The sequence below is a fragment of the Vibrio owensii genome, from assembly GCF_002021755.1.
Taxonomy (GTDB): Bacteria; Pseudomonadota; Gammaproteobacteria; order Enterobacterales; family Vibrionaceae; genus Vibrio; species Vibrio owensii.
Genome location: NZ_CP019960.1, coordinates 1,689,993 through 1,713,204 on the forward strand (window position 1 = coordinate 1,689,993; position 23,212 = coordinate 1,713,204).

18 protein-coding genes are annotated in these 23,212 nt (G+C 46.8%); 13 read left to right on the plus strand and 5 right to left on the minus strand.

Annotated elements, in window-relative coordinates; all coding sequences use genetic code 11:
- Positions 1 to 7 precede the first annotated feature (7 nt).
- The gene (locus A9237_RS24060; protein ID WP_078609904.1) at positions 8 to 1,012 is read left to right on the plus strand and encodes a DUF1214 domain-containing protein; all 1,005 of its coding nucleotides are present in this window, start codon (positions 8 to 10) and stop codon (positions 1,010 to 1,012) included.
- A 76-nt stretch (positions 1,013 to 1,088) separates the two neighbouring features.
- Here A9237_RS24060 and A9237_RS24065 read toward each other — a convergent pair whose 3' ends face one another.
- Positions 1,089 to 2,003, minus strand: a complete 915-nt coding sequence (locus A9237_RS24065; RefSeq protein ID WP_078609905.1) for a LysR family transcriptional regulator — start codon at positions 2,001 to 2,003, stop codon at positions 1,089 to 1,091.
- Between the two features lie 28 nt (positions 2,004 to 2,031).
- A complete protein-coding gene (locus A9237_RS24070) occupies positions 2,032 to 2,391 on the minus strand; it encodes a DUF6559 family protein (protein ID WP_041056625.1) in 360 nt (119 codons plus the stop codon).
- Positions 2,392 to 2,520: 129 nt separating this feature from the next.
- On the opposite strand from A9237_RS24070, the gene A9237_RS24075 reads away from it, so the two are divergent.
- The 11 genes from A9237_RS24075 (at position 2,521) to A9237_RS24125 (ending at position 14,779) form a co-directional block, all read left to right on the plus strand.
- A complete protein-coding gene (locus tag A9237_RS24075) occupies positions 2,521 to 3,402 on the plus strand; it encodes a LysR family transcriptional regulator (protein ID WP_020196069.1) in 882 nt (293 codons plus the stop codon).
- A gap of 103 nt (positions 3,403 to 3,505) precedes the next feature.
- Positions 3,506 to 4,588, plus strand: a complete 1,083-nt coding sequence (locus tag A9237_RS24080; protein WP_078609906.1) for an efflux RND transporter periplasmic adaptor subunit — start codon at positions 3,506 to 3,508, stop codon at positions 4,586 to 4,588.
- 9 nt (positions 4,589 to 4,597) lie between these two features.
- Entirely contained in the window at positions 4,598 to 7,654 is a 3,057-nt protein-coding gene (locus A9237_RS24085; RefSeq protein WP_078609907.1) for an efflux RND transporter permease subunit, read from the plus strand.
- Positions 7,655 to 7,656: 2 nt separating this feature from the next.
- On the plus strand, positions 7,657 to 9,141 hold the full coding sequence (locus A9237_RS24090; RefSeq protein WP_078609908.1) for an efflux transporter outer membrane subunit: 1,485 nt from the start codon (positions 7,657 to 7,659) through the stop codon (positions 9,139 to 9,141).
- Between the two features lie 159 nt (positions 9,142 to 9,300).
- The gene (locus tag A9237_RS27430; RefSeq protein WP_005429588.1) at positions 9,301 to 9,456 is read left to right on the plus strand and encodes a DUF5993 family protein; all 156 of its coding nucleotides are present in this window, start codon (positions 9,301 to 9,303) and stop codon (positions 9,454 to 9,456) included.
- 13 nt (positions 9,457 to 9,469) lie between these two features.
- The gene (locus A9237_RS24095) at positions 9,470 to 10,009 is read left to right on the plus strand and encodes a disulfide bond formation protein B (RefSeq protein WP_041056611.1); all 540 of its coding nucleotides are present in this window, start codon (positions 9,470 to 9,472) and stop codon (positions 10,007 to 10,009) included.
- Positions 10,010 to 10,226: 217 nt separating this feature from the next.
- A complete protein-coding gene (gene gltS, locus A9237_RS24100) occupies positions 10,227 to 11,453 on the plus strand; it encodes a sodium/glutamate symporter (protein WP_078609909.1) in 1,227 nt (408 codons plus the stop codon).
- A 147-nt stretch (positions 11,454 to 11,600) separates the two neighbouring features.
- Entirely contained in the window at positions 11,601 to 11,855 is a 255-nt protein-coding gene (locus A9237_RS24110; RefSeq protein WP_005441438.1) for a hypothetical protein, read from the plus strand.
- A 372-nt stretch (positions 11,856 to 12,227) separates the two neighbouring features.
- On the plus strand, positions 12,228 to 13,244 hold the full coding sequence (locus tag A9237_RS24115; protein ID WP_078609910.1) for a GGDEF domain-containing protein: 1,017 nt from the start codon (positions 12,228 to 12,230) through the stop codon (positions 13,242 to 13,244).
- Positions 13,245 to 13,310: 66 nt separating this feature from the next.
- Positions 13,311 to 14,126 (plus strand): helix-turn-helix domain-containing protein, encoded by an 816-nt coding sequence (locus tag A9237_RS24120; RefSeq protein WP_078609911.1) that lies wholly within the window; start codon positions 13,311 to 13,313, stop codon positions 14,124 to 14,126.
- Positions 14,126 to 14,779 carry a LuxR C-terminal-related transcriptional regulator gene (locus A9237_RS24125; protein ID WP_078609912.1) on the plus strand — a complete coding sequence of 218 codons (654 nt, stop codon included), beginning with the start codon at positions 14,126 to 14,128 and terminating at the stop codon, positions 14,777 to 14,779. The genes A9237_RS24120 and A9237_RS24125 overlap by 1 nt, the downstream gene beginning before the upstream one ends.
- 74 nt (positions 14,780 to 14,853) lie before the next feature.
- On the opposite strand, the gene A9237_RS24130 is transcribed toward A9237_RS24125, so the two are convergent.
- A complete protein-coding gene (locus tag A9237_RS24130) occupies positions 14,854 to 17,262 on the minus strand; it encodes a beta-mannosidase (protein ID WP_078609913.1) in 2,409 nt (802 codons plus the stop codon).
- Between the two features lie 292 nt (positions 17,263 to 17,554).
- On the opposite strand from A9237_RS24130, the gene A9237_RS24135 reads away from it, so the two are divergent.
- Positions 17,555 to 19,138: a BCCT family transporter gene (locus A9237_RS24135; RefSeq protein ID WP_078609914.1), complete on the plus strand. Its 1,584-nt coding sequence runs from the start codon at positions 17,555 to 17,557 to the stop codon at positions 19,136 to 19,138.
- A 110-nt stretch (positions 19,139 to 19,248) separates the two neighbouring features.
- On the opposite strand, the gene tnaA is transcribed toward A9237_RS24135, so the two are convergent.
- Positions 19,249 to 20,670: a tryptophanase gene (gene tnaA, locus A9237_RS24140; RefSeq protein ID WP_078609915.1), complete on the minus strand. Its 1,422-nt coding sequence runs from the start codon at positions 20,668 to 20,670 to the stop codon at positions 19,249 to 19,251.
- A gap of 653 nt (positions 20,671 to 21,323) precedes the next feature.
- Positions 21,324 to 22,925 carry a long-chain fatty acid--CoA ligase gene (locus A9237_RS24145; RefSeq protein ID WP_005441447.1) on the minus strand — a complete coding sequence of 534 codons (1,602 nt, stop codon included), beginning with the start codon at positions 22,923 to 22,925 and terminating at the stop codon, positions 21,324 to 21,326.
- Positions 22,926 to 23,212 lie beyond the last annotated feature (287 nt).

The window sequence follows — 23,212 nt, forward strand, 5'->3', positions numbered from 1 at the left end:
AAGCGACATGAAAAAGACCATCTTAGCGACTCTTATTGCCATCACCTCTATGCAGACCATGGCAGCCGTTAAAGTGACCGACGAAAACTTCGCCCATGCAGAAACTGACTTGTACTTCACTCAACAACTAGAGCGCCAACCTATCAATGTGTTTGACCACAACCGAGACAGCGTCACCGTTGATAATCAGATGATCATTCGCTCAAACACCGACTTGCTCTACTCAACAGCCGTGGTCGATGTGTCCAAAGGGGCCACTTTCCGTTTAGCGAAAGGTGATGCTTACCAAATCATGCATTTCTTCAACAACAATCACGACAACCACATGGCCATTTACGGTGGTGACGAGATCTACATTGATTCGAAAATTGCAGGCTCGGATTACATTTACATCTTAATGCGTACCGCTACGACGGCAGGCATGGAAGAAGCACATCGCTTACAAGATGCCGCCGTGATTGATGCAAAATCCGCAAAACCATTTAAGCCAGCGCAAGATTGGGACAGCGCCTCTCGCGACGCGGTACGTGCGAAATGGGAGAAGCAAGTCAATACGATTAAGACTGAAGAAGCCTTCACTACTGGCATTACTGCAACACCAGATAACAAGCAATTTATGATTGGTACCGCTGTAGGTTGGGCTGGCTTACCAGCAGAATACGCGGTGTACTCTTCACGAGCAGGTACTGGCAAAGTTGAGTGTGCTGACATCACCTTCGATAAACCGTCACTGAGCTACGAAAAAGGCGGTTACTGGTCTATCACGGCATACTCAGGCAAAGGCTGGTTGATGACGGATAACAACAGCGCAGACTCAACCTCCGCTGTACCAAACAAAGATGGCTCTTACACCATTCACTTCGCACCTAAAGGCGAGACCTGTGGTGCCGCGAATAACGTAATTGAAGTGAACGATGCGGGCTGGAACTTCGCGCTGCGTGCTTACCGTCCAAGTGACAAAGCCAAAGCGATTGAGGAAATGCACAACTTCCCGAACGTGACGGCAAAATAACGCAGAACAGGCTTAATCTCTTCAGACCAAGCCTCTGAGAACACACCTCTAAGAACAAGCCTCTCGATGGAGAGGCTTATTGTTTTTCTTGGATGATAGCTTGGGAAGTAGTGATGATTTTTCGTTTGAGCCACTGATGCATCGGGTGCATGCGTTTATTGTGCGATTCCACCAGCACAATATTTTTAAGCTCATCTGGGGTGTGATTAGGGAAAGAGACATATCCAAACTCACCGCGCAGATAATGAGCAAGCTGTCGAGAGCAAGGCAAGATGATCTCACTCTGTTTGACCACATCAAGCAAGGTATGCAGATAGGAGCTTCGCGCTTTTACTTTCAACACTTCACTTGAAAGGTGCTTAGCAATAAAGGGCTGAGTATCATTCCAACCCGGCACCACCAAACTGGCGTATTCTGCTTGATTGATTTCAGCTTGAGACAGGGTCTTTCCTGCCAACGGGTGGTGGATTTTAACTAACCCAACAAAATCATCTTCACCAATCACTTGGTGGGTAAATTGCTTATTGGTGTCGATCGGCGAATAGTTGATGGCCGCTTGAATTTCGCCATCGAGCAACTTTTTGAGTGTTTGAGAGCCCCAATTCACTATGTTTACTTGTGCGTTTGGTGCCTCTTCAATCACCGCAAGACACAAGCGTGCACCGAGCCAATTGGAGATAAAGCCATTAATCGCAATGGTAATGTTGCCTTGGTAATCGGCAGGCTCAAACTTTGGCGAATCTAGAATCACCTCATCCAAACTTTCCATGATCATCGGCAGCTTGTCACCCAGCTCAAGTGCACGAGGCGTTGGCTTTAAGCCAGAGTGAACACGAGTAAACAACTCATCATCAAAGTAATCACGCAGCCTTCCCAACGCTTTGCTGACTGCGGGTTGACTCAACGCTAATTGGTCACCCGCAATACGTGTGTTCTTGGTTTCAAGTAACACCAGAAAGATACGAAGTAAGTTGAGATCCAGTTGCTTCATCGTGATTCGTTCCCTAGTACAACCCTGTTTAGTATCGGCTATTCATTCCGAATCGGTGCGACATGTCATCGTCCATACGACCGCCTTTCCAACCACCCGAACCAAGTAGATTCAGTACATCTTGTGCGGTGTAATCTCCACCATCAAAAAAGTCATTCGAGACATCAGCACGCAAGGAAGTAAGCTCAGCTCTAACTTCTGCGGTCAATTCTTGAGGATCGGCATACAGAGCCAAAGCGATCTGTTGTTGGCGCTTGCTCAACTCGCTTGTGCTGCTTTGCACTTGTCCGATAGAGAAATACTCGCGACTTCCATAGCCCTTAATCAATCTGGCAGAAAGCAACTTAATGACCTTCTTGATTCGACGACGTTGAATGACTCTCAGCACATTAATTTCCTATTTCTCTTTTCAAAAAAGTATCTGTTATCAAAAGTCACGTTATATTTTGTGCATAACGTTATGATGCTTTAGAGTGTCACGGTTTAGTACAGTGTTCAATAAGCATGGAGCGCCAGTGTGAAAATCGACGATCTTAAACTCTTCATTAAAGTGGTCGAGCTAGGAAGCTTTACCGCCGCGGCAAACGCATTAGATCTGCCGCGCGCGAATGTGAGTCGACGAATTGGCGAATTAGAGCAATCTTTAGGCGCTCAGTTATTCCATCGCACCACACGCAGTTTATCGCTAACCAATAATGGCGAAGCCTACTACGAGAACCTGCAAAAAGCGCTGACGATGCTCGATTCGGCGAACGAACAAGTCAGTAACGACACCAATGAAGTTCGCGGCCGCATCAAACTTGGGTTACTGCCAGAAACCGATGAACTGGTTCGCCCAATTCTATTTAACTTCCACGATAAATACCCACACGTTGAGTTGGATATTCGCAACATCAACAATGGCTTTAGTGATATGTTCCAACAGGGCTTGGACATCGCTTTCCATGGTGGTGCTCTATTTGATTCCGACATCGTTGCCCGTAAGCTTTTGACACTCGACCGTTGTTTAGTCGCTTCTCCCAATTACCTCGAAACACACGGCATGCCAGAAAACCTCGAACAACTGAAGGAACACCAGTGTGTCTGTTTTCGTTGGCCAAATGGTGAGGTAGACAATGTATGGCACTTCCAAGAACAAAGTGTGCAACTGCATCCGAAGCTCATTTCCAACAACATTGGCTTTATTAAGAACGCGACGATTTTAGATCGTGGCATCACCTTTATGCCTAAGCTACTGGTGAAGCGTGAGTTGGAATCCGGCAGTTTGGTACAACTATTGTCACAATATTCTGTCACTGAAGAATCGGGTTGGTTGCTCTACCCGCAACCTAAGACATTGAGTCAGGCTAGCCGCTTACTTATTGACCACCTCATTAAAGAAGTCCCAAAACTCGTTTAGCTGAATGCATTGTCTCGTTTTTTGAGACAGTGAGTCTCATTGCCGAGTGATTATCTGAACATTGTACAATTGTATGATGGCACCAAAATTATGGAGCCATCGTATGAATCGTCTATTCAAAACTACTGCATTAGGTGCCGCGACATTGGCACTGTTTGGCTGTAATCAAAGCCAAACCACGTTCACCGAACCAGTGTCCCCTCGCCCAATTCAAGTTGTTGAAGTCACGGGTGAAAACGCGGCATTGAACAAATCGTTTAGTGGCATTGTTCAAGCAAAAGAGACCGCCTCCCTTTCTTTTCGCGTTCCTGGCACCGTTGACCGCGTTTTGGTGAAGAAAGGCGATCATGTCGAGAAAGGACAGATCATTGCAACGCTTGATCCTCACGATTACCAAGTCTCACTGGAAGAGTTGCAAGCGCGCATGCTGGAAGCAAAGTCTGCGCATAAACTCGCAAAGGCTGAGCTAAAACGCGTGAAACAAGCCACCGATGATGACGCGATTGCCAGTGTGAATTTGGATCGAGCCATCAGCGGTTATGAGCGTAGTTTGTCTGCGGTTAAAGTGGTAGAGAAGAATATCCAACGCGCGGAAGATGCCTTGGCTTACACCACACTGCGTGCACCATTTTCTGGCAGCATTGGCGAGGTACGAATCGACGCATTCGAGCAGACACTGCCGGGCGTTAGCATCGCCACTCTTCAACAAGACGGTCAGTGGGAAGTGGATATCGACGTGCCTGAGAACATGATTCGTCAGTTTAATCTTGGGCAAACGGCGGTACTGTCTTGGTATGGTTCAGAGCAAACATACCGTGCGAACGTCGCTGAAATCGCGCCTAAAAAGCACCTCATCAAACAAACTTACCCTGTCACTCTAGCTATCGATTCAATTTCTAACGAGCTGTTCAATGGCAAAGCTGTTACGGTCACAACCTCATTTCAGCCACATCAATCCAGTCATTGCTTTCCCTATTCTGCGATTTTAGGTGAAAAGAAAACGCTACACGTCAATGTCGTTCGTGACGCTATCGTGCATACCGAGCCAGTGACATTGCAATCCATCGACTCGCATCAGGCTTGTGTCTCTGGCGCTTTCCACCAAGGCGACTATGTGGTCATTAGCGGCACCCATTATCTGCAAGCTGGCGACAACACGCCGAACTTAACCATCAAAACGCTATAGGTTCGAATCATGATCAATTTAGCTGAATTCGCGATAAGACAGCGTACTTTCGTGTTGTTCTTTATCGCCTTAAGTGTGGTGGCGGGGCTGTATTCTTACTTCGATTTAGGCAAGTTGGAAGACCCAAGCTTCACGGTTAAAACCGCCGTCGTTGTCACCTTGTATCCGGGCGCCTCGGCGGAAGAAGTAGAACAACAAGTCACCGATACCATTGAGACCAAGCTGCAAGAAATGGCCGAATTGAATCGCCTGCGTTCTTTGTCTCGTCCGGGGATGTCAATGGTATTTGTCGACTTGAAAGAGAGCCTCAATTCCAAAGCGCTTCCGCAACAATGGGATTTACTGCGCCGCAAAGTCGACGACGTGAAACTGCAACTGCCATCTACAGCGCAAATCAGCATTGTTCAGGATGAGTTCTCTGAAGTGTATGGCATGCTTTTCTCTATCCATAGCCAAGACGCCGCACCAGAAGAGTTACGCCGCTATGCAGAAGAATTACAACGCCAAATCAAAGCCGTAAAAGGCATTAAGAAGATTGAGCTACACGGCGTGCAACCGCGAGTGGTTTACATTGATATGCCTGACGAACGTCTGGCTCAATATGGTTTGTCTGTCGCGCAGGTGTGGAACCAACTCAGCACACAGAACATGACCTTTGAGGCAGGCAAGTTCGATGCTGGCACCGAGCGCATTCGTATTACTCAAACCAGTGAATTTCAATCATTAGATGATATTCGTAACTTGGTCATCAAAGGTGGCGTGAGTGAGCTAGGTACAGGCTTGATTCGCTTAGGTGACATCGCCGATGTATCCATGGGCTACCAAACACCAGCGCTAACAGAAAGCCGATTTAATGGTGAGCCTGCGGTGACGCTAGCAGTCAGCCCTGTTGAAGGCATTAATGTGGTCTCGCTCGGCGACACGATTCGCGACATCATCCAAAACTACCAACAAACACTGCCGCTTGGCGTTGATATTTCTACTGTGGCTTACCAACCTGAAGAAGTGCAAAAAGCGATTGATGACTTCGTCGGTAACCTGCTTGAAAGTGTCGGCATTGTGTTTGTGGTGCTGTTGGTCTTCATGGGCTTTAAGAGTGCGACAATTGTGGGTTCGAGCTTATTGCTGACTATCCTGCTCACGCTGATCTACATGAACATTGCAGGCATTGATTTGCACCGAGTCTCGCTTGGTACCTTCATTCTTGCTCTAGGTATGTTGGTAGACAACGCCATCGTGATCACTGACATGATGATCGTAAAACTGGGCAAAGGCATCGAACGCACACGTGCTGCGATTGATTCAGTTAAGGAAACCGCCGTCCCCCTGCTTGGCGCGACCGTCATTGCCATCATGGGTGCAAGTCCAGTTCTGTTCTCCAAAACCGACTCAGCCGAGTTTGCGGGTTCAGTGTTCTACATCGTCGCGTCTTCGCTTCTTTTGTCTTGGTTGGTCGCGATGACCTTCACTGTGCTGATGTGTTGGATGTTCATCAAACCAACACCTATCGATGAAGATGCAAAGCCAAGCCGTTACAAGCAATTGGTGTTTTGGACGGTTGATAACCCAATGAAAGCACTGACAGCATTGATTCCCCTGCTTTTGGTGACTGCCGTGGCCGTGCTTTACGTAGCGGTGAACTTTATCCCGCAATCGGATCGCCCTATCGTGTTTCTTGATTACTGGCTACCGAATGGCGCCAAGATCGAGCAAACCTCAGCAGATATGCGCAAAGTCGAGCAGTGGCTACTCAAGCAGCCAGAAGTAGAAAGCATCTCTAGCTACATGGGCGCAAGTGCACCGCGTTTCTCGGTGACCGTAGAACCAGAACCGCTTGATCCTGCTTACGGGCAGATATTGATTAACACCAAGGATTACGAAAGCATCAGCCAACTTGTTGAACGTGGTGACAAGTGGTTGCAAAACACTTTCCCAGACGCAGAACCTCGCTTTAGAGCACTAAAACTGGCGACCTCAGACAAGTATGCGGTAGAAGCTCGCTTCTCTGGCCCTGATGAAGCGGTGTTGCACCAACTGGCGGATCAAGCAAAAGCCATCTTTGTTACTCACCCAGATGCCAAATACGTTCGTGATGACTGGCGTCAAGAAAGCAAGGTGCTCAAACCCATCATCAATCAAGACAAGATGCGCCAGGCTGGCATTAACCGTGCGGACATCGCCTTTGCTCTGAAACGCGCTTCTGATGGCATGCCATTAGGTCAGATGAACCTTAATGATGAGTTGATTCCAATTCAGCTGCGTGGCACTTCGCAAAATATGGCGTCACTAGAAACATTGCCCGTGCGCTCGCTACTTGGCATGTACAGTGTGCCTCTAGGGCAAGTGGTTGATGGCTTTGAGCTAGTACCAGAAGAGAGCATGATCTGGCGCCGCAATCGCGTCAAAACAATCACAGCACAAGCAGGTGTTGAGCGTTCAACCACACCAGCAAGAGTACGCAACGCGGTGAAAGATCAAATCGAAGCGATTCCTCTGCCAGCCGGCTACAGCTTGGAATGGGGCGGCGAATACTACGATGAACACAAAGCGGTTACTGACATCTTTAAACAGCTACCAAAAGCCATGCTGATCATGGTGATCATTCTGGTCGCAATGTTTAACGGCTTTAAGCAACCGATCATCATTCTAGCCACACTCCCATTAGCGGCAACAGGTGCCACCTTTGCTCTGCTTGGTTTTGGCAAACCATTCGGCTTTATGGCGTTGATTGGTGCCATCACCCTGACGGGCATGATCATTAAAAACGGCATTGTACTGATGGACCAAATTGAACTTGAACGTGCGAATGGCCGCCCATTATCGGATGCCATCAAAGAAGCCACCGTTAACCGTACCATGGCGATTTCGATGGGCGCACTAACAACCGCACTCGGCATGATCCCGCTGCTATCGGATCTACTGTTCGACCAAATGGCAGCCACCATCATCGGCGGTCTGGCAGCGGCGACCGTGTTGTCACTGTTCATCATGCCGGCACTGTATCGCTTGGCATACAGAGAAACATCACCAACCACGCAAACTGACGCTGAATTGAAGGAGGCGTAATCATGAGAAAGTTCGTTATCGCGCCACTGGTATTGGCAATAAGTTTATCCGGTTGTGCCGTTGGGCCAGACTATCAAACGCCAACCACCAGCATGGCAGAGACTTATTTGTATGCCGACCAGAATTGTGTCAGCAACAATGATGAGAGAGAAGCGTTTTGGTGGACAGAGTTTAACGACCCAACGTTGAACGATTTGGTGCTTGATTTGCAAAGCCAAAACATCCCGCTTAAGGTCGCGGCAGAGCGCATCAAAATGGCAGACAGCTATAAGACCGTTGTCGAGTCATTCAAGGTGCCAACCATCAATGTTGGTGCCGGATACGTCAATTATCAGCTCAGTAAGAACGACTCGCTGCTTGGCCCTGCGCTGAACCCAATTGGTGATTCCGCCGCTGGCCTGCCACCACAAATTGCCAATACAACCTTGTTGGACAATCAGCACGATGGTGTGTTTGCTGGAGCGAGTATCGCTTGGGAATTGGATTTGTTCGGTCGCATTGATCGTCAATCCAATGCCGCACAAATTCGTGTTGAGCAAGCAGAGATTTATCAAAGCGGACTGACGACTTTGCTTACTGCGGACTTGATTCATAACTACTTGCAGTATCAAGGGGCAAGCGAGCGTCTCGACTTAGCTAAATCAAACCTTGAAGACCAAAGAAAAACCATGGACTTGGTCGAGAAAGTGGTTCGTAGCGGTTATGGCTCGGATCTCGATTTAGCGCAAGCCAAAGCGACGCTTGCAGCGATGGAATCAATCATTCCTCAATTGGAAATCGCGCAGCAAGTACACAAACATCGTATCGCGGTACTGCTTGGTGAGCCTTTATCGAAAGTCGAAGTGCGACTTGCAGAAACTCAAGGTGTACCAGCAATGCAGAATGTCGTGCCAATCGGATTACCTTCAGACTTACTCCAGCGTCGCCCTGATATCCGCTTAGCAGAGCGAGAAATGGCAGCCATCAATGAAGAACTTGCGGCAAGTATTGCCAATCAATATCCGAAGTTCTTCTTAACTGGCGCTCCGGGCGTGTCCGCTTCTAGCTTTGATGATCTGTTTAGCAGTGATTCTTTCGGCTGGGTTGGCGCGGCAGGCATCAGTTGGAATGTCTTCGATGGTGGTCGTGGCGATGCTTTAGAGGACATCAACCAAGCTCGTTTTGACGCAGCAACTCTGACTTACCAACACGCCGTAGATTCGGCTTTTGCTGAAGTGGATTCCACACTATTTGCTTATGGCAGAAGCCAAGAGAATCAGCGCCGTATTGATGATGCTCTGGTTGCGACAGATAAAGCCGTGGGGAAAGCCAAATCCCTTTACCGTGCTGGGTTAATTGACCACTTGTCGGTACTGGATGCTCAGCGCCAACAACGCATGATGCAAGACCGACAAATCGCAGCCAAATTGCAAACCGCTCAGGTCACTGTCGCACTCTACAAATCATTGGGTGGCGATTGGGCATTAGAGCAATCTCCACAAAGTTAAACCGAATGAGTTAAGTAACGATTTTGGGGAGTGGGTTAGCTTCATCTGGGACCTCGAATCTAACCCCTCCTCTTTTTTATTGTGCATAAAGTCGCGCATTAGCTCGCGTTTCCTATAGTTAAAAGGATTGAAATCAGAGAGTAAGGAAGGAAATCCCTCATGATGACATTAATCTTTTTGCTGTTATTGATTGCGATGCTCAGTGCATTTTTAGGTAAGAAAGCGGTGGGCTATGCCTTCTTTGCTTCCTCGGTGATCATTGGACTGTATTGGTTCAATCATCACGCCACCGACCCTCTCTCAATCTTGTTGTAGAGGGGGACTGCACATGAATCGAAACTATCTGGCTTTGCTCAATACCCTTGGTTTACTGGGCATGACAGCCGTTCTACTGATTGGCTTTGTTCTGCAATTTGTACTGAATGAATTGCCTTGTCCTTTGTGTTTATTGCAGCGCATTGGCTTCATCATGATCATGTTCGGCTTCTTGTTGAACGTGGTGTATGGACCGCAGCCTCGACATTATGGTGTCGTCCTTATTGGCGCACTCTATGGCGTCGCTACGTCGCTGAGACAAGTCTCTTTGCACGTAATTCCCGGTACGCCTGGATACGGTAGCCCTATCTTCGGGATGCACTATTACACTTGGGCGTTTGTGTTGTTTGTTGCCACCATTTTCGCGGTCGCCGTTATTCTGATGCTCACCAGTAAAGAGGAGTCTCCAGAACCTTACGAAATGAGCAACCTAGGTCGCATAACATGTTTGCTGGCGATTTCTGTTGTGGCACTCAATGTGATTGGGACTTTTGCCGAATGTGGTCCTTATCAATGTCCAGACAATCCAGAAAGCTACTGGCTATTTAACTAACGAGCCCTTAATCGAAGCAAGAGGAGTCATGCATAGGTACATGTGACCTTGTATTGCTCCTCTTTTCTATCGGTTACGAAAATACGATTCTCAGCACAATCCGACTTGGTTCAAATTCGTTGGTATGCAATTGGATGTCATACAAACATGTCAGTATGTTTAGAGATAAACGTACCGATTAATTCTCTCATCATGTTTTACCAAAACAGGAGTGGTTATGAACTTTGTCGACGGTGTATTACAAGTCGAATCTTTTCTCGCGGTGACCCTCGGGATCATCGTGTTGTTTTTAGGCAGGCGCCTAACCCAAGCCAGCAGTTTCTTAAAGGAATTCAGTATTCCTGAACCGGTTTCCGGCGGCATCTTGGTATCGGTGCTGTTCGCCGTTATCCATTACGTTACTCAAATCGATGTTCAATTTGATCTTGCTACCCGAGACTTGTTGTTGGTGTATTTCTTCACCACTATCGGCATCAACGCCAGCCTTCAAGATCTGTTCAAAGGCGGCAAGCCATTATTGATCCTGCTTTCGGTCACCATCGGTTATATGTTGATTCAAAACCTAACCGGCATTGGAATCGCGACCATGTTAGGTCAGCCAGAGGCGGTTGGCTTGTTGAGCGGCACGGTGTCTCTGATCGGCGGACACGGCACTGCGATTGCGTGGTCACCTCGCATCGCTGAAATATTCGATCTTGATACAGCCATGGAAATCGGCATCGCAAGTGCAACGTTTGGCTTAATCTTAGCAAGCTTGATGGGCGGACCGATTGCAAAATACCTGATCAACAAACACAACCTAAAGCCAGCTAAAGTGGAAGAAATGGACGTGGGTACGGCGCAGGATGAACCGCAACCGTCTATCAATGCTTATGACTTCTTAGATGCGATGTTAGCAATCCATGTTTGTATCATCTTGGGTGCGATTTTGAACGAAGGAGTAAGCAGCTTAGGACTGGAATTGCCGTTGTTTGTGACCTGTTTGTTTGCCGGTATTTTGATTTCTAATCTTATTCCCGCCTCTTACCCTCGCCTTACAGGCACTCGTTGGCCAGCAAGAAAACCAGCAGTTGCGTTGATTGCTGATATGGCGTTGGGCGCTTTCTTGGCCATGTCACTGATGAGCATGCAGTTATGGGCTTTGGTCGATTTGGCTGGACCTATTTTTATCATTCTTGGTGCGCAGTTCCTGGTGGCAATTTGTATCGCGATATTTGTCGTCTTTCCATTGATGGGGAAAAACTACGACGCTGCTGTAGTGTGCTCTGGGTTTGGCGGCATATCTTTGGGTTCTACCCCAACCGCTATGGCCAACATGTCTGCAGTTGCTCAGAAATACGGTAACTCGCATCAGGCGTTTATTATCGTGCCTTTGGTTTGTGCGTTCTTCATCGATTTAGCCAATGCTCTTATCATTCCGTACTTCATTAATTGGATTGGATAATTAAGACGCCATCTGGTTAAAAAGAGGTCACTTCGGTAGCCTCTTGTCATATTCATGCAAATATTGCTACCACTTCCCCCCTCACTCAGTTGTATAATGTTTCTCTTGAAATATTTTGTTACGAAGTCAGTAACTCTTGAGATGAACATGAACAGCAGTAGATGGGTTGGCCTTTCCATTGGCACACTCTTTTTAATTGGCACACTTATTCTATTTGGATCGACCGTGCATGCGTCTTGGTACAAGATCCCGATGGAAGCCGTGAATGGCATTGCATTCACCTTGTCTTTTGGATTAGGTTTGAATCACTTTATTGCCTACATTTCTGCGTTCGTCACGCTCGCAGCGCTGTTTTATCTTGGTTATGCAACCGGTTACCGCATCCATCAAAAACTCAAGTAGACATCTCAAACTTAAGACTGATTTAACTCACACCTCATAGCACTTAAGCATTAGTTTTTCCTAGAAAAATTTGCTGTTAACCCACTTTTTATGCGGACATATTGAGATCGGGGCATTTTCCCGAAAACCGTATAGTTTTATGCAACCTCGCCTCATAGAATAGTTTATAAAAACGGCAGTAGGTATCGAGCATCTTTATGAAATGCAGTGTCGCTTGCAGACGAGAAAAACGCCCGAAAAAGCATATGCGCCTCGCATTTCCAAATTCATGCGGTGCAAATTCTTTGTTTCTCACGTTCTCTATCCACACTCAATCCATACTGAACCCTATCTCTGACTGCCCATTATTTGCTGTTCCTTTGAGACATAACTATGGACAGAACGCAGTTCACCAAAATCTTTACGCGCTACTACATGCGCTCTACAAGTTTGGGGATTCTTATTACCCTACTCGCTTGTGCAATCAGAGGGGTTAATTATGTTGTATACCTTCCTTACGTGTTATCCGCGGTTGCTTGTTTTACCTACCTTTGGGTGGGGCGAACGTTCGCATTTGAGCAAAGACATCGCTCTGTCGTCATTGCTCTGATCCTCGGCTACACCCTCACTTTTTACCTGTACTACTTCTTAGGCGGCCACTTCCTCTTTTCGTCATTAGTCACAATCAACCTTCTTTTAGCCTTAATTGAGTTCGGTGTTTTTTGGTCATTAATCACATACACCCTATCAATGGCAGTTTGCTTTAACATTGATTTGATAACCGCAGGCAATGACCTGTTTAAACTACAGGGTTTAAGTGAGTTCTCCATTCGGAGTACGTTTCTGTATTTGTTCAACCTATTTATTTACAAAGGGTTGCGCTCTATCGAGAGCTATTGGCACTGCGCATGGCAAACCCAATATGAACAAGTTGAAAAACTAGAAAGACTGCTCGAGATTGACGAGCTAACAGGGTGTTATTCCCGCTTTAAAGGCAATCAGCTGATAGAACGACAGATACAGCGTGCTCAACCGTTTACTCTGTTTTATATCGACTTGGATGGCTTTAAAGCCGTGAATGACGAATTCGGGCATGATGCCGGAGACAAGGTTTTACGCATTACCGCCCAACGTATTTTGCATCTACTAAGTGATGGCCAGTTCGCAACGAGAATTGGTGGCGATGAGTTTATTCTTTGTCTACCCGAGCTAGAACATACAAAGGATTTAGAACAGTTTCAGTCTTTGCTGCACCAAGCATGTAGTGCACCTATTTTTATCCATTTTCAAAACGTTCACATCGGTCTGAGTGTCGGTGTCGCGCGCTTCCCTTATGAAGGGAGCTGTAGTGACTCCTTAATCCAGCACGCAGACCAAATGATGTACCTCACTAAAAAATCAAGAACATAGAGTTTTGGCTCGTTCCGAGCCGCTTCGAAGCAATCAAAAAATATAATGAGTTCAGGACGTAGATATATGGTTAGCAAGTTAGAATTTTCGCATGCGGTCGCTGCAATTCGAAAGGAGAGGGGATTAACTCAAGGTCAATTGGCGGACGACTTAGCAAGGAGTTACAGCGCTTTTGAAAGCTTAAACCAACCCACATTAAGTCAGTGGGAAAGCGGAAAAGTCACACCGAGTTTGTTAAAGCGACTCGCCTTCTCTCACTATATCGGTGAGCAGTATGAATACACTTCCAGCGAGTATAAAAGGATAAAAGCCTCGCAAAGTAAAAACATCTATTTGAGCTTTAAAGACATTGTTTACGAGTATCAGGTTACCGATGTGAAAAGTTGTTCTCTCAACCAAATCAGCGATTCAGAGTTCGAACAGATTGACGCCGTCCACAAGCAGTTAATTACCCCCGGAGGTGTAGAGGACACGCTCAACCAGTTTGGTGAATCCCCCAGCAAGGCTCGCCTCTACTATTGCAAGGGCATGTTAGTTGGACATTTGATTTATCAAGAGCTGAGGTCTGAATTTCGGATTCTCAGCTTATGGCATTTAGGGCGCTCAATTTTGAAATTCTTGGTGACTGACATCATCCAAGTTATGGGCAATGCCATCATCCATTTTCCGGTTCATGAGCCCGTAATTAAACAACTTCTATTCGACATTTTCATACGGGATTTCTACCACCACCGGCGGGTCACGTTTTTTAAAGCCCCCGCGACACACATATTCGAAAACCCCATGGTGAAGCATTGCTTTGATGGACTCTTAGATCTGGTGCTCTATCGCTTCCATCAAGTAGGAAATGAATTTATGCAGTCTCGACAGGAGGCCCACTAATGATAAATAACAACGCAACCAACAGTACCATCTTATTGTTTACCTTCAATAATATACAAGGTCGAGGCTTAAAATCGGCCATCGAGCAACAGCTTGGACAGCCAGTGCTATTAGCAAAAGGGGCTGAAGTAGAATTACCTCACTATAGAGATGAGCACTATATGGCGATCGTCGACAGTTCCCTGCCCGATCTCTCGGAGGTCAAAATGACGCTCAGTGAATTAGAACATGTTGATGCGACGGTGTTGGTAAACGCTGAGCCAAATTTGGGCGTGGAGAGCCTGCTCACTTGGTCAAACCTCAAAGGCTTGTTCTATTTTGAAGATGACTTCGACAAGGTAATCAGAGGGTTGAAAGGTATTCTGAGTGGGGAGAACTGGCTCTCAAGAGACATTCTCAATCGACTGCTTGGCTATCTAGTAAATCTTAACCACACGGTTACTGAGCTGGATACGAAACTCGAAATTGAACTCACTCGTCGAGAAATGCAAGTACTGACCGCCCTGTGCCAAGGCGGCTCTAACCTTGATATTGCAGACTCATTGTTTGTCAGTGAACACACTGTGAAATCGCACCTGTATAGCATTTTCCGCAAACTGGAAGTGAAGAGCCGAATGCAAGCAGTCGCTTGGGCAAAACGTAACTTGTTCTAGCCCCCGTCCAAAACAAAGGGAGCACGGAGGCCCCCTTTAATGCATTTGATTTGCTTCGGCTCGCTAGAGTTTTCTTATTGCGTCAAATGATAGACGCGTAGCGATTCTGCCATCGTTGCTAAATCTTCACCTAAGAACTCAACCGTGACAGGTTGGTTCGCCAATAGCGTGATGCTTGAGTCGTCAAAGCGTCCTGCGGTATCACACTCCAAATGAACAAAGAACGCGGGTTTATCTGCGACGAGTGTGACTTTGTTGGCTTCAATCGTTACGTCAATCTTGGCGCTTTCCATCGGTAATGTTTTTAGTTCGTGAGTACTAAACCAAGTGTTGGCGATTGTCTTTTGCCCTACTTGCCCGTCTACGTAGAAGAAACCCGATTTCAATTCAGACGAATCAAATACCTCATCCAACTGCCATACGATGGTATTGCTGTCGCTAGAAACCGTATGCTCTAGCGACCAAGTTTGCTTCACTTCACCTTGCCAGTTCACCCAATGCAATTGCGCACTCACGTCAACAGGGCCTTTGGCATCATTGAGCAAATGAAGGCTCAGCTTACCGGTGTGCTCTGAGAACACCAAATACTGCGGCGCAAAGAAGCGTTTCGCATGGTAATGCAATTGCTTCCAACGGCCACTGTACTCCAAACTAGACCAAGAACTCACTGGCCAGTTGTCGTTGAGTTGCCAATACAACATGCCACGACATACTGGAGAGATCGCGCGCCAATGGTCACAAGCGGTTTTGATTGCCATCGCCTGTTGCACTTGGCTGAGGTACAACATTTGCTCAAAGCCAGAAGGGAAACGGAAATAGCGAGTAAACATCTCCGTGATGATGCTGTTGCCGCGAGGGTTCTTTTGGTGTTGCTCAAACGTTGGTGAAGTGACATTCCAGTCTTGCTCTGGTACGAACTGTTTTGCTTCAGCAAACGAAGGCCAAGATTGGAAACCAAACTCGGAGCAGAAACGCGGGTTAATGTTTAGATAGGCATTAAACGATTTTCCTGAGTGCCAAACGTCCCAGAAATGCATATCGCCTTTGCTGTCATCATGCCATGCATCGCCAAAATCCAACTCATCGTTACAAGGAGAGCTTGGCCAAAAACGGCGTGAATCATCTTGCTGACCAATCACCTGCTCTATCATTCGATTCAGACGATCATAGTTCACTGTGTATTTGACTTTGTTGTGCTTGGATTCGTCGTACCAACCAATCGCACCAATCACTTCGTTATCACCACACCATAGTGCAATCGACGGGTGCTCTTTCAAACGTGGGATTTGGAATCGTAACTCCTGTTCCACATCTTTCAAGAAATCATCATCAGATGGATACAGTGAGCAAGCGAACATCATGTCTTGCCAAACCAACAGACCTAATTCATCACACAGGTTGTAGAAAGTTTCGCTTTCATATTGGCCGCCACCCCAGACACGAATCATGTTCATATTGGCATCGACCGCGCTTTGCAAAAGTGCACGATAGCGGCTTTCACACTCACGCCCCGGCATGGCATCCACAGGAATCCAGTTTGCACCCTTCGCATTGATTGGCACGCCATTGACGACAAACTCCATCGCCGAGCCATGTTCATCAGCTTGGTTGTTTAGACTCAGCTCTCGCAAACCAATCGTGCGTAACAGTGATTGCTCACCACAAATGACTGTTATCGGATATAGATGTGCTTCGCCATAACCCGCAGGCCACCAGCGTTTTGGCTCGGAAATATGGAACTGGCAGTGATAGTGACCACTTCCTTCGGTTTGAATCGATTGGCGCTGACCATCAAATTCAATCATGATTTCATGAGGTTGAGTATCAGTTTCTACTTCAACTAATACATCAACCAGCACGCTACCGTCAGCTTGCCATTGTTGCTCTGTCGAGAATCCTTTGAGCCACACATCGTTTATTACATCAATTTGAATCAGGTCATAGATGCCAGACACCATCAAACAAATGCCCCAGTCCCACCCCGAGTGACATTGGGTTTTGCGAATCAAGTTCATGTGCGGGATCTGGTTGTTCCCCATCGCCGAAGGAATAGGGAATGGCAATTTCTTCGCACGTTCTAGCCCTTCTAAATCCACTCGGGCAAACTCAACTCGAATCGTGTTAGTGCCTTGTTTTAAGTAAGGTTTAATATCAATACGTTGCTGGACAAACATGTTGCTGCTAGTTAGTGCTTGCTCACCATTGATATAAAAGGTCGCTATGGTGTCTACACGGGTGAGCGTCATCCACACTTGTTTGGCAGAAAGCACAGAATCATCGACATCAAACTCGCGTGAAATGTGCCAATCGCAAGTTTCAATCCAACGAACTTTCGCTTCATTATCAGCAAAATAGGGATTCGGGATGAGCTCTGCTTGTAACAATGCGGATACATTGTCACCGGGCAAAGTCATAGGAATATCGATATCTGGACGCTGTGGCGAGGTAAGTTGCCACGTTCCGTTAAGTTCAAAATGAGCCATAGGGTAAGACCTTTAATTTTTATTAGAACAGGTTGGCTCAATGTAATCTTGCGGTGTCCCTACAAGAATAAGGGGAATGTCATTTCCGTATGAAATGCGGCGCACTTCACGTAAAAATTCTCTAACCAGAAATCAGTAATTTGGCTAGGAAAACGACATTTAATCCGGTTTCACGGTTATATTGAGCATCTCAACGTGCTAGTATCAGCGGCTTTTTGATCATCCTCACACTTTTCGAGCCATTTGTGTGAGGGAAATGCACGGCTTCCGAGCCCTAAAAAGCGAAGTAATTATGTCAAATATGACGAACGCCGCCTCTCATGCTCCTATTCAGGAGGCAGACTATTCTGCGATTCATCCTCCTTCCCTTCTTAAGCGTCTTGAACTCACCAACCCAGTATTCTGGCTAAGTGGTAGCTTCCTCACCGTGTTTGTATTGCTTGCTCTGACGAATACAGACTCTCTGACCGCAATGGTTAACGCAGGCTTCGGGTTTGCGACTCAATACTTCGGTGCCTTCTGGCAAGTATTACTCCTACTGAATTTCCTTATTGGTTTGGCTATCGCGCTAGGTCGTACGGGTTACGTGCGCTTGGGTGGTTTAGCGAGACCAGATATCGATACCTTTAAATGGTTGTCGATCGTACTTTGTACCCTACTCGCGGGCGGCGGTGTTTTCTGGGCCGCAGCTGAACCTATCGCGCACTTTGTTTCTGCGCCGCCTCTATACGGTGAAGCATCACCAAAAGCATCTGCAATCAATGCACTTTCTCAGTCTTTCATGCACTGGGGCTTCCTTGCTTGGGCAATCTTAGGTTGTCTTTCTTCTGTGGTGTTGATGCACCTTCATTACGACAAAGGTTTACCACTAAAACCGCGTACTCTGCTTTACCCAGTGTTTGGCGACAAAGCGATCAACGGTTGGATTGGTGACGTGGCTGACGCCTGCAGCATTATCGCCGTAGCCGCTGGTACTATTGGTCCAATTGGTTTCTTAGGTCTGCAGATCAGTTACGCGTTGAACTCGCTGTTCGGTTTGCCAGACACCTTTATCACTCAAAGCATGGTGATTGTGGCTGCGATTTTAATGTACACCTTGTCAGCGCTAAGCGGTGTGAGCAAAGGCATCCAGCTTGTGAGCCGTTACAACATCATTTTGTCTGTGGCTCTAATTGGTTACATTCTGTTCTTCGGCCCAACCAGCTTTATTGTCGATGGTTATGTGCAGGGTATTGGTCGCATGGTGGATAACTTCTTCCCGATGGCGCTTTACCGTGGCGACACAGAATGGCTAAGTTGGTGGACGGTATTCTTCTGGGGCTGGTTCATTGGTTATGGCCCGATGATGGCAATCTTCATCGCGCGTATCTCACGCGGCCGTACCATTCGTCAGTTGATCCTTTCTATCAGCATCGCTGCACCTCTGATTACCTGCTTCTGGTTCAGTATTGTTGGCGGCAGTGGTTTAGCATTCGAGCTAGAAAACCCAGGTTTGATTTCATCCGCATTTGAAGGCTTTAACCTACCAGCGGTTCTGCTTGCGATTACCTCTGAACTGCCATTCCCAATGGTGATTTCGGTATTGTTCTTGATACTGACCACGACGTTTATCGTGACCACAGGTGACTCAATGACTTACACCATCAGTGTGGTCATGACAGGTTCAGCAGAGCCAAACGCCGTGATTCGCTCGTTCTGGGGCTTGATGATGGGTGTGGTGGCTATCGCACTTATTTCGATGGGCGCTGGCGGCATCTCTGCTTTGCAATCTTTCATCGTGATCACGGCCGTGCCCGTGTCTTTCATTTTGCTACCAAGCATTTGGAAAGCACCAAGCATCGCCAGCCACATGGCAAAAGAACAAGGTTTGGTTTAATCACTTGGCTTAATCAAGTAAGCCTTACCACAAACATAAAACAAGCGCCGATTTAAGGCGCTTGTTTCTTATTGAGCTATTTTAATAACAGCCTCACTACCCAAGGTAAGTTACGACCCGATCTCTTTGAGTCGAGCAGTAAAGTGACGCAGGACTGGCGGTTCGTAAGTGAACTCCAAACCTTTGACATTATGTACATTCTCTTTCACTTTTTGGAATGCTTCGATAACGTAATCCATGTGCGTTTGAGTGTAAGTCGCCCTTGGCAAAGTCAGGCGTAGAAACTCCGCAGGACAAGGCAACTGCTTGCCTGTTTCAGGGTCTCGTCCGAGCAATAGTGAGCCAATCTCCGGCGCTCGAATACCGGCAACTTTATACAACTCACACGCTAGAGCATGAGCAGGAAATTGATCACCCGGAATATGCGGTAGAAGTTTCCCTGCATCGACAAACGCCGCATGACCACCCGCTTGCTGGCAGACAATACCTATCGCCTCTAACCCTGAGACCAAGTATTGAATCTGAGCGATACGGTACTCCAACCATTCCTGTCGCATTCCGTCATAAAGGCCAACAGCAAGGCGCTCCATCGCCCCGCCCTCTAAACCACCGTAAGTAGGAAAGCCTTCTTGAACAACACACAGAGTTCGACATTCGTTGTAAACATCGATAAAGCTGTCATCCTTGAAACACAACAATCCGCCCATCTGAACCATTGCATCTTTCTTTGCAGACATGGCTAATGCATCGGCATATTTGTAGCTCTCGAATGTGATCTCTTCAATCGACCAATCTTGGTAGCCCGGCTCACGTTGCTGAATAAAGTAAGCATTTTCCGCATATCGAGCTGAGTCCATGATGACAGGAATATCGTATTTCTGGCCAATGGCATACACCGCTTTTAAGTTCGCGATAGAAACTGGTTGGCCACCGGCAGAGTTGCACGTAATTGTACTGACGATATAAGGAACGTTTTTCGGGTCGGCATCAATAATCGCTTGCTCAAGCTTATCGATATCAAAATTGCCTTTGAAATCAGCATTGACTGACGTATCAAACGCTTCTTCCGTATAGACGTTTTTAGCCACACAGCAATTGATTTGCGTATGCCCCTGAGTGGTGTCAAAGAAGTGATTCGACAATGCCACCATTTTGGTTCGGTCGAGCCCTTTCTCTTTTTCACGTTTGGCGATCAATACCGGAATGTAAATCTGTTCCGCACCACGGCCTTGGTGAGTAGGAATCGTCAGCTCGTAACCAAAAATGTCTTTCACTGCATTCGCCAACGCATGATAACTACGGCTGCCGCTGTATGCCTCATCGCCTCTAAACATAGCGGCCTGCATATCTTGAGTGATCGACCCAGTACCACTGTCTGTGAGCAAATCAATAAACACATCGTCGCTTTCAAGCAGAAATGGATTCATTCCTGACTCTAAAATGGCTTGCTCACGATACGCTCTCGTTGTTCTTTTTACGGGTTCAACGACACGAATACGAAACGGTTCTGGCAAATGTTTAAAGTTTTCCATCAAAAATACCTTACTTCCAGATAGCCGCACACGCCTCTTCCATAAACGAAAAGTACAAATGTGCGCACTAATTTAATAGCAATTAATTGTTCTAAAAAGAGATAACTTTTGAACAGCAAACTCAGCGAAGGGCTCGCTTAGTCAACGCTACAACGACCGTATTACATAGCTCAACGATCACTTAAAACGGACTCTGCTGTTAAAGTCGGATTGCATTAAGAAAGGTAGATTTTAGAAAGATAGGCACGTTGCGGATCACGCGTGTACCAAGCAATAGAGCTTGAGTACTGCTTGTGTCGCATCAATAAAGGCATACGCATCTTACATCCTCTTCAAGCAGTCAATAAATGAAAACACATGAGTTGTGTTTCCCCAAAACCAAGCTTAATCACGAATTAGCATTGGTTGATTTTTAGTCTATCTCGTCGTTATTACTAACACTAAACCTTAACCGCCACAATCGCTGCACGCTCGTGCCATCAAGGATATGAGAATAGAATCACAAAAAAACAGCCTAGTTATGCAATGGCTCGCAGTCACATTTACGCAGAAAAAATAGCGTAATTTGAATCGCTTGCTTAGAAAAAAACAGCCCCGACACATAACCTGTATCGGGGCCGTTTTTATGGGTTGGATTCGAAAAGCTTCACTGTTTACAGATGAAGTTTACGCAGCTCTTTCTTATCCACTTTACCGACGCTGGTCTTAGCGATCTCGTCCACCAGCTTCACTTTGAGTAGTAACGCTTCTCTGGCAAGAATGCCTTTGCTGATAAAGTCTTTCGCAAAACCTAACAGCTCTTTCTCCGTCATCTCTGCATCGTCTTTTAACGTCACCAACGCTAGCGGCACCTCGCCCCATTTGTTGTGTGGCATGCCAATGACGGCGACTTCCGACACGGCCTGATGCTGGTGCAGAATGTCTTCCAACTCTAAAGAGCTTACCCACTCACCAGAAATCTTAATCATGTCTTTTACGCGGTCGGTGATCTTGATAAAACCTTCATTGTCGATATGCGCGACATCGCCAGTGTGTAGGTAACCACCACGCCACAAGGCTTTAGAGTTCTTGTTGTCTTTGTAGTAGCTTGGCGTTAACCACGGCGCACGTACCACAATCTCACCCGCACTCTCACCATCGTGTGGAAGCCTGTTCATCTCATCATCGACAATATGAGCTTCCACCAGCGCGACCTTCTTACCAGTCTTAGAGCGGTATTCCGCTTGCTGATCGAGGTCGAGTTCAAGCTGTTCTGGAGTAAGTTGAACAATAGACAAAATTGGTCCTGTTTCGCTCATGCCGTAACCCGCAAACACGTCGATATCGCGCTCAAGGGCTGATTTACACAAGGCTTTTGGTAGCGCTGCACCGCCAATCACGACTTTCCAACCAGAGAAATCAATCGACTTGGACTTTGGTGAACTCAATAGCAGATGCAGGATGGTTGGCACACAGTGTGAGAACGTCACTTTCTCTTGTTCAATCAAGTTAAGCAGAACATCTGGGACATATTTGCCCGGGTAGACTTGTTTCACGCCAAGCATGGTCGCCATGTACGGAAGCCCCCATGCGTGGACGTGGAACATTGGCGTAATCGGCATGTAGATATCACCTTGATGCAGTCGACCTTGCGACGCATTGGTGCCGATGGTGCTCAATATGCCCATGGTGTGGAGAACCAGTTGGCGGTGAGTAAAGAACACCCCTTTCGGGAAGCCCGTCGTACCCGTGGTGTAGAAAGTGGTCGCGATGGTATTCTCATCGAAATCAGGGAAGTTGTATTCGGTGCTTTCTTGCTCCAGAAGGCGCTCGTATTCACATTCATCGTTATCGCGTAAAACCACGTAACGCGTCACCGTATCAATACGACCTTTGATCTGATCCAGAATTGGAAGAAACTCTTCGTTGATCAGGATAATGTCATCTTCCGCATGGTCGATGGTGTAAAGGATCTGCTCTGGTGACAAGCGCACGTTGATCATGTGCAGCTTTGCACCAATCATCGGGATGGCAAAGTAGCATTCAAGATAACGGTGTGAGTCATAATCCATTACCGCTACCGTATCACCTTTCTTCACGCCCATTTTGGTCAGCGCGTTTGCAAACTGTCTCACTCGGTCATGAAACGTTTTGTAACTGTGACGACGGTGGTTCGCGTAGACGATTTCTTGCTCGGGGTTGAAAGCAACTGGGGAAAACAGCAAGTTTTTAATTAACAACTGATAATTGGATGGATCATTTACATACTGGTTCATATCGGGGATTCTTTTTGTATTTTTCTTAACGTTCGCTTTGCGCGAGTGGCGCTATTATCACTCAAAGACAAGACTGTATTCAGTACACAATATTGAGATCAGGTTCGAAAGACGCCATATATCTATAGTACGCAGTTTCTAAAGTACCCCTGTATTGTAGCCTTCTATCACCAACTCAGAAATGCTTCATCCCACGACTTAATCATTAAGTTTTGTCATGGTCAGAAAAAGTGCAACGAAACCGTCACAGTTTGTCGTTAGCATACGTCCCACACTCGTAAACCTCG

Excerpts from the sequence above, each read along its gene's own strand:
- A9237_RS24110 (WP_005441438.1), top strand. The coding sequence starts at position 11,601 with ATGAACAGCAGTAGATGGGTTGGCCTTTCCATTGGCACACTCTTTTTA.
- A9237_RS24090 (WP_078609908.1), top strand. The coding sequence starts at position 7,657 with ATGAGAAAGTTCGTTATCGCGCCACTGGTATTGGCAATAAGTTTATCC.
- A9237_RS24085 (WP_078609907.1), top strand. The coding sequence starts at position 4,598 with ATGATCAATTTAGCTGAATTCGCGATAAGACAGCGTACTTTCGTGTTG.
- A9237_RS24130 (WP_078609913.1), bottom strand. The coding sequence starts at position 17,262 with ATGGCTCATTTTGAACTTAACGGAACGTGGCAACTTACCTCGCCACAG.
- A9237_RS24065 (WP_078609905.1), bottom strand. The coding sequence starts at position 2,003 with ATGAAGCAACTGGATCTCAACTTACTTCGTATCTTTCTGGTGTTACTT.
- A9237_RS24145 (WP_005441447.1), bottom strand. The coding sequence starts at position 22,925 with ATGAACCAGTATGTAAATGATCCATCCAATTATCAGTTGTTAATTAAA.
- A9237_RS24125 (WP_078609912.1), top strand. The coding sequence starts at position 14,126 with ATGATAAATAACAACGCAACCAACAGTACCATCTTATTGTTTACCTTC.
- tnaA (WP_078609915.1), bottom strand. The coding sequence starts at position 20,670 with ATGGAAAACTTTAAACATTTGCCAGAACCGTTTCGTATTCGTGTCGTT.
- A9237_RS24080 (WP_078609906.1), top strand. The coding sequence starts at position 3,506 with ATGAATCGTCTATTCAAAACTACTGCATTAGGTGCCGCGACATTGGCA.
- A9237_RS24120 (WP_078609911.1), top strand. The coding sequence starts at position 13,311 with ATGGTTAGCAAGTTAGAATTTTCGCATGCGGTCGCTGCAATTCGAAAG.
- A9237_RS24095 (WP_041056611.1), top strand. The coding sequence starts at position 9,470 with ATGAATCGAAACTATCTGGCTTTGCTCAATACCCTTGGTTTACTGGGC.
- A9237_RS27430 (WP_005429588.1), top strand. The coding sequence starts at position 9,301 with ATGATGACATTAATCTTTTTGCTGTTATTGATTGCGATGCTCAGTGCA.
- gltS (WP_078609909.1), top strand. The coding sequence starts at position 10,227 with ATGAACTTTGTCGACGGTGTATTACAAGTCGAATCTTTTCTCGCGGTG.
- A9237_RS24135 (WP_078609914.1), top strand. The coding sequence starts at position 17,555 with ATGTCAAATATGACGAACGCCGCCTCTCATGCTCCTATTCAGGAGGCA.
- A9237_RS24115 (WP_078609910.1), top strand. The coding sequence starts at position 12,228 with ATGGACAGAACGCAGTTCACCAAAATCTTTACGCGCTACTACATGCGC.
- A9237_RS24060 (WP_078609904.1), top strand. The coding sequence starts at position 8 with ATGAAAAAGACCATCTTAGCGACTCTTATTGCCATCACCTCTATGCAG.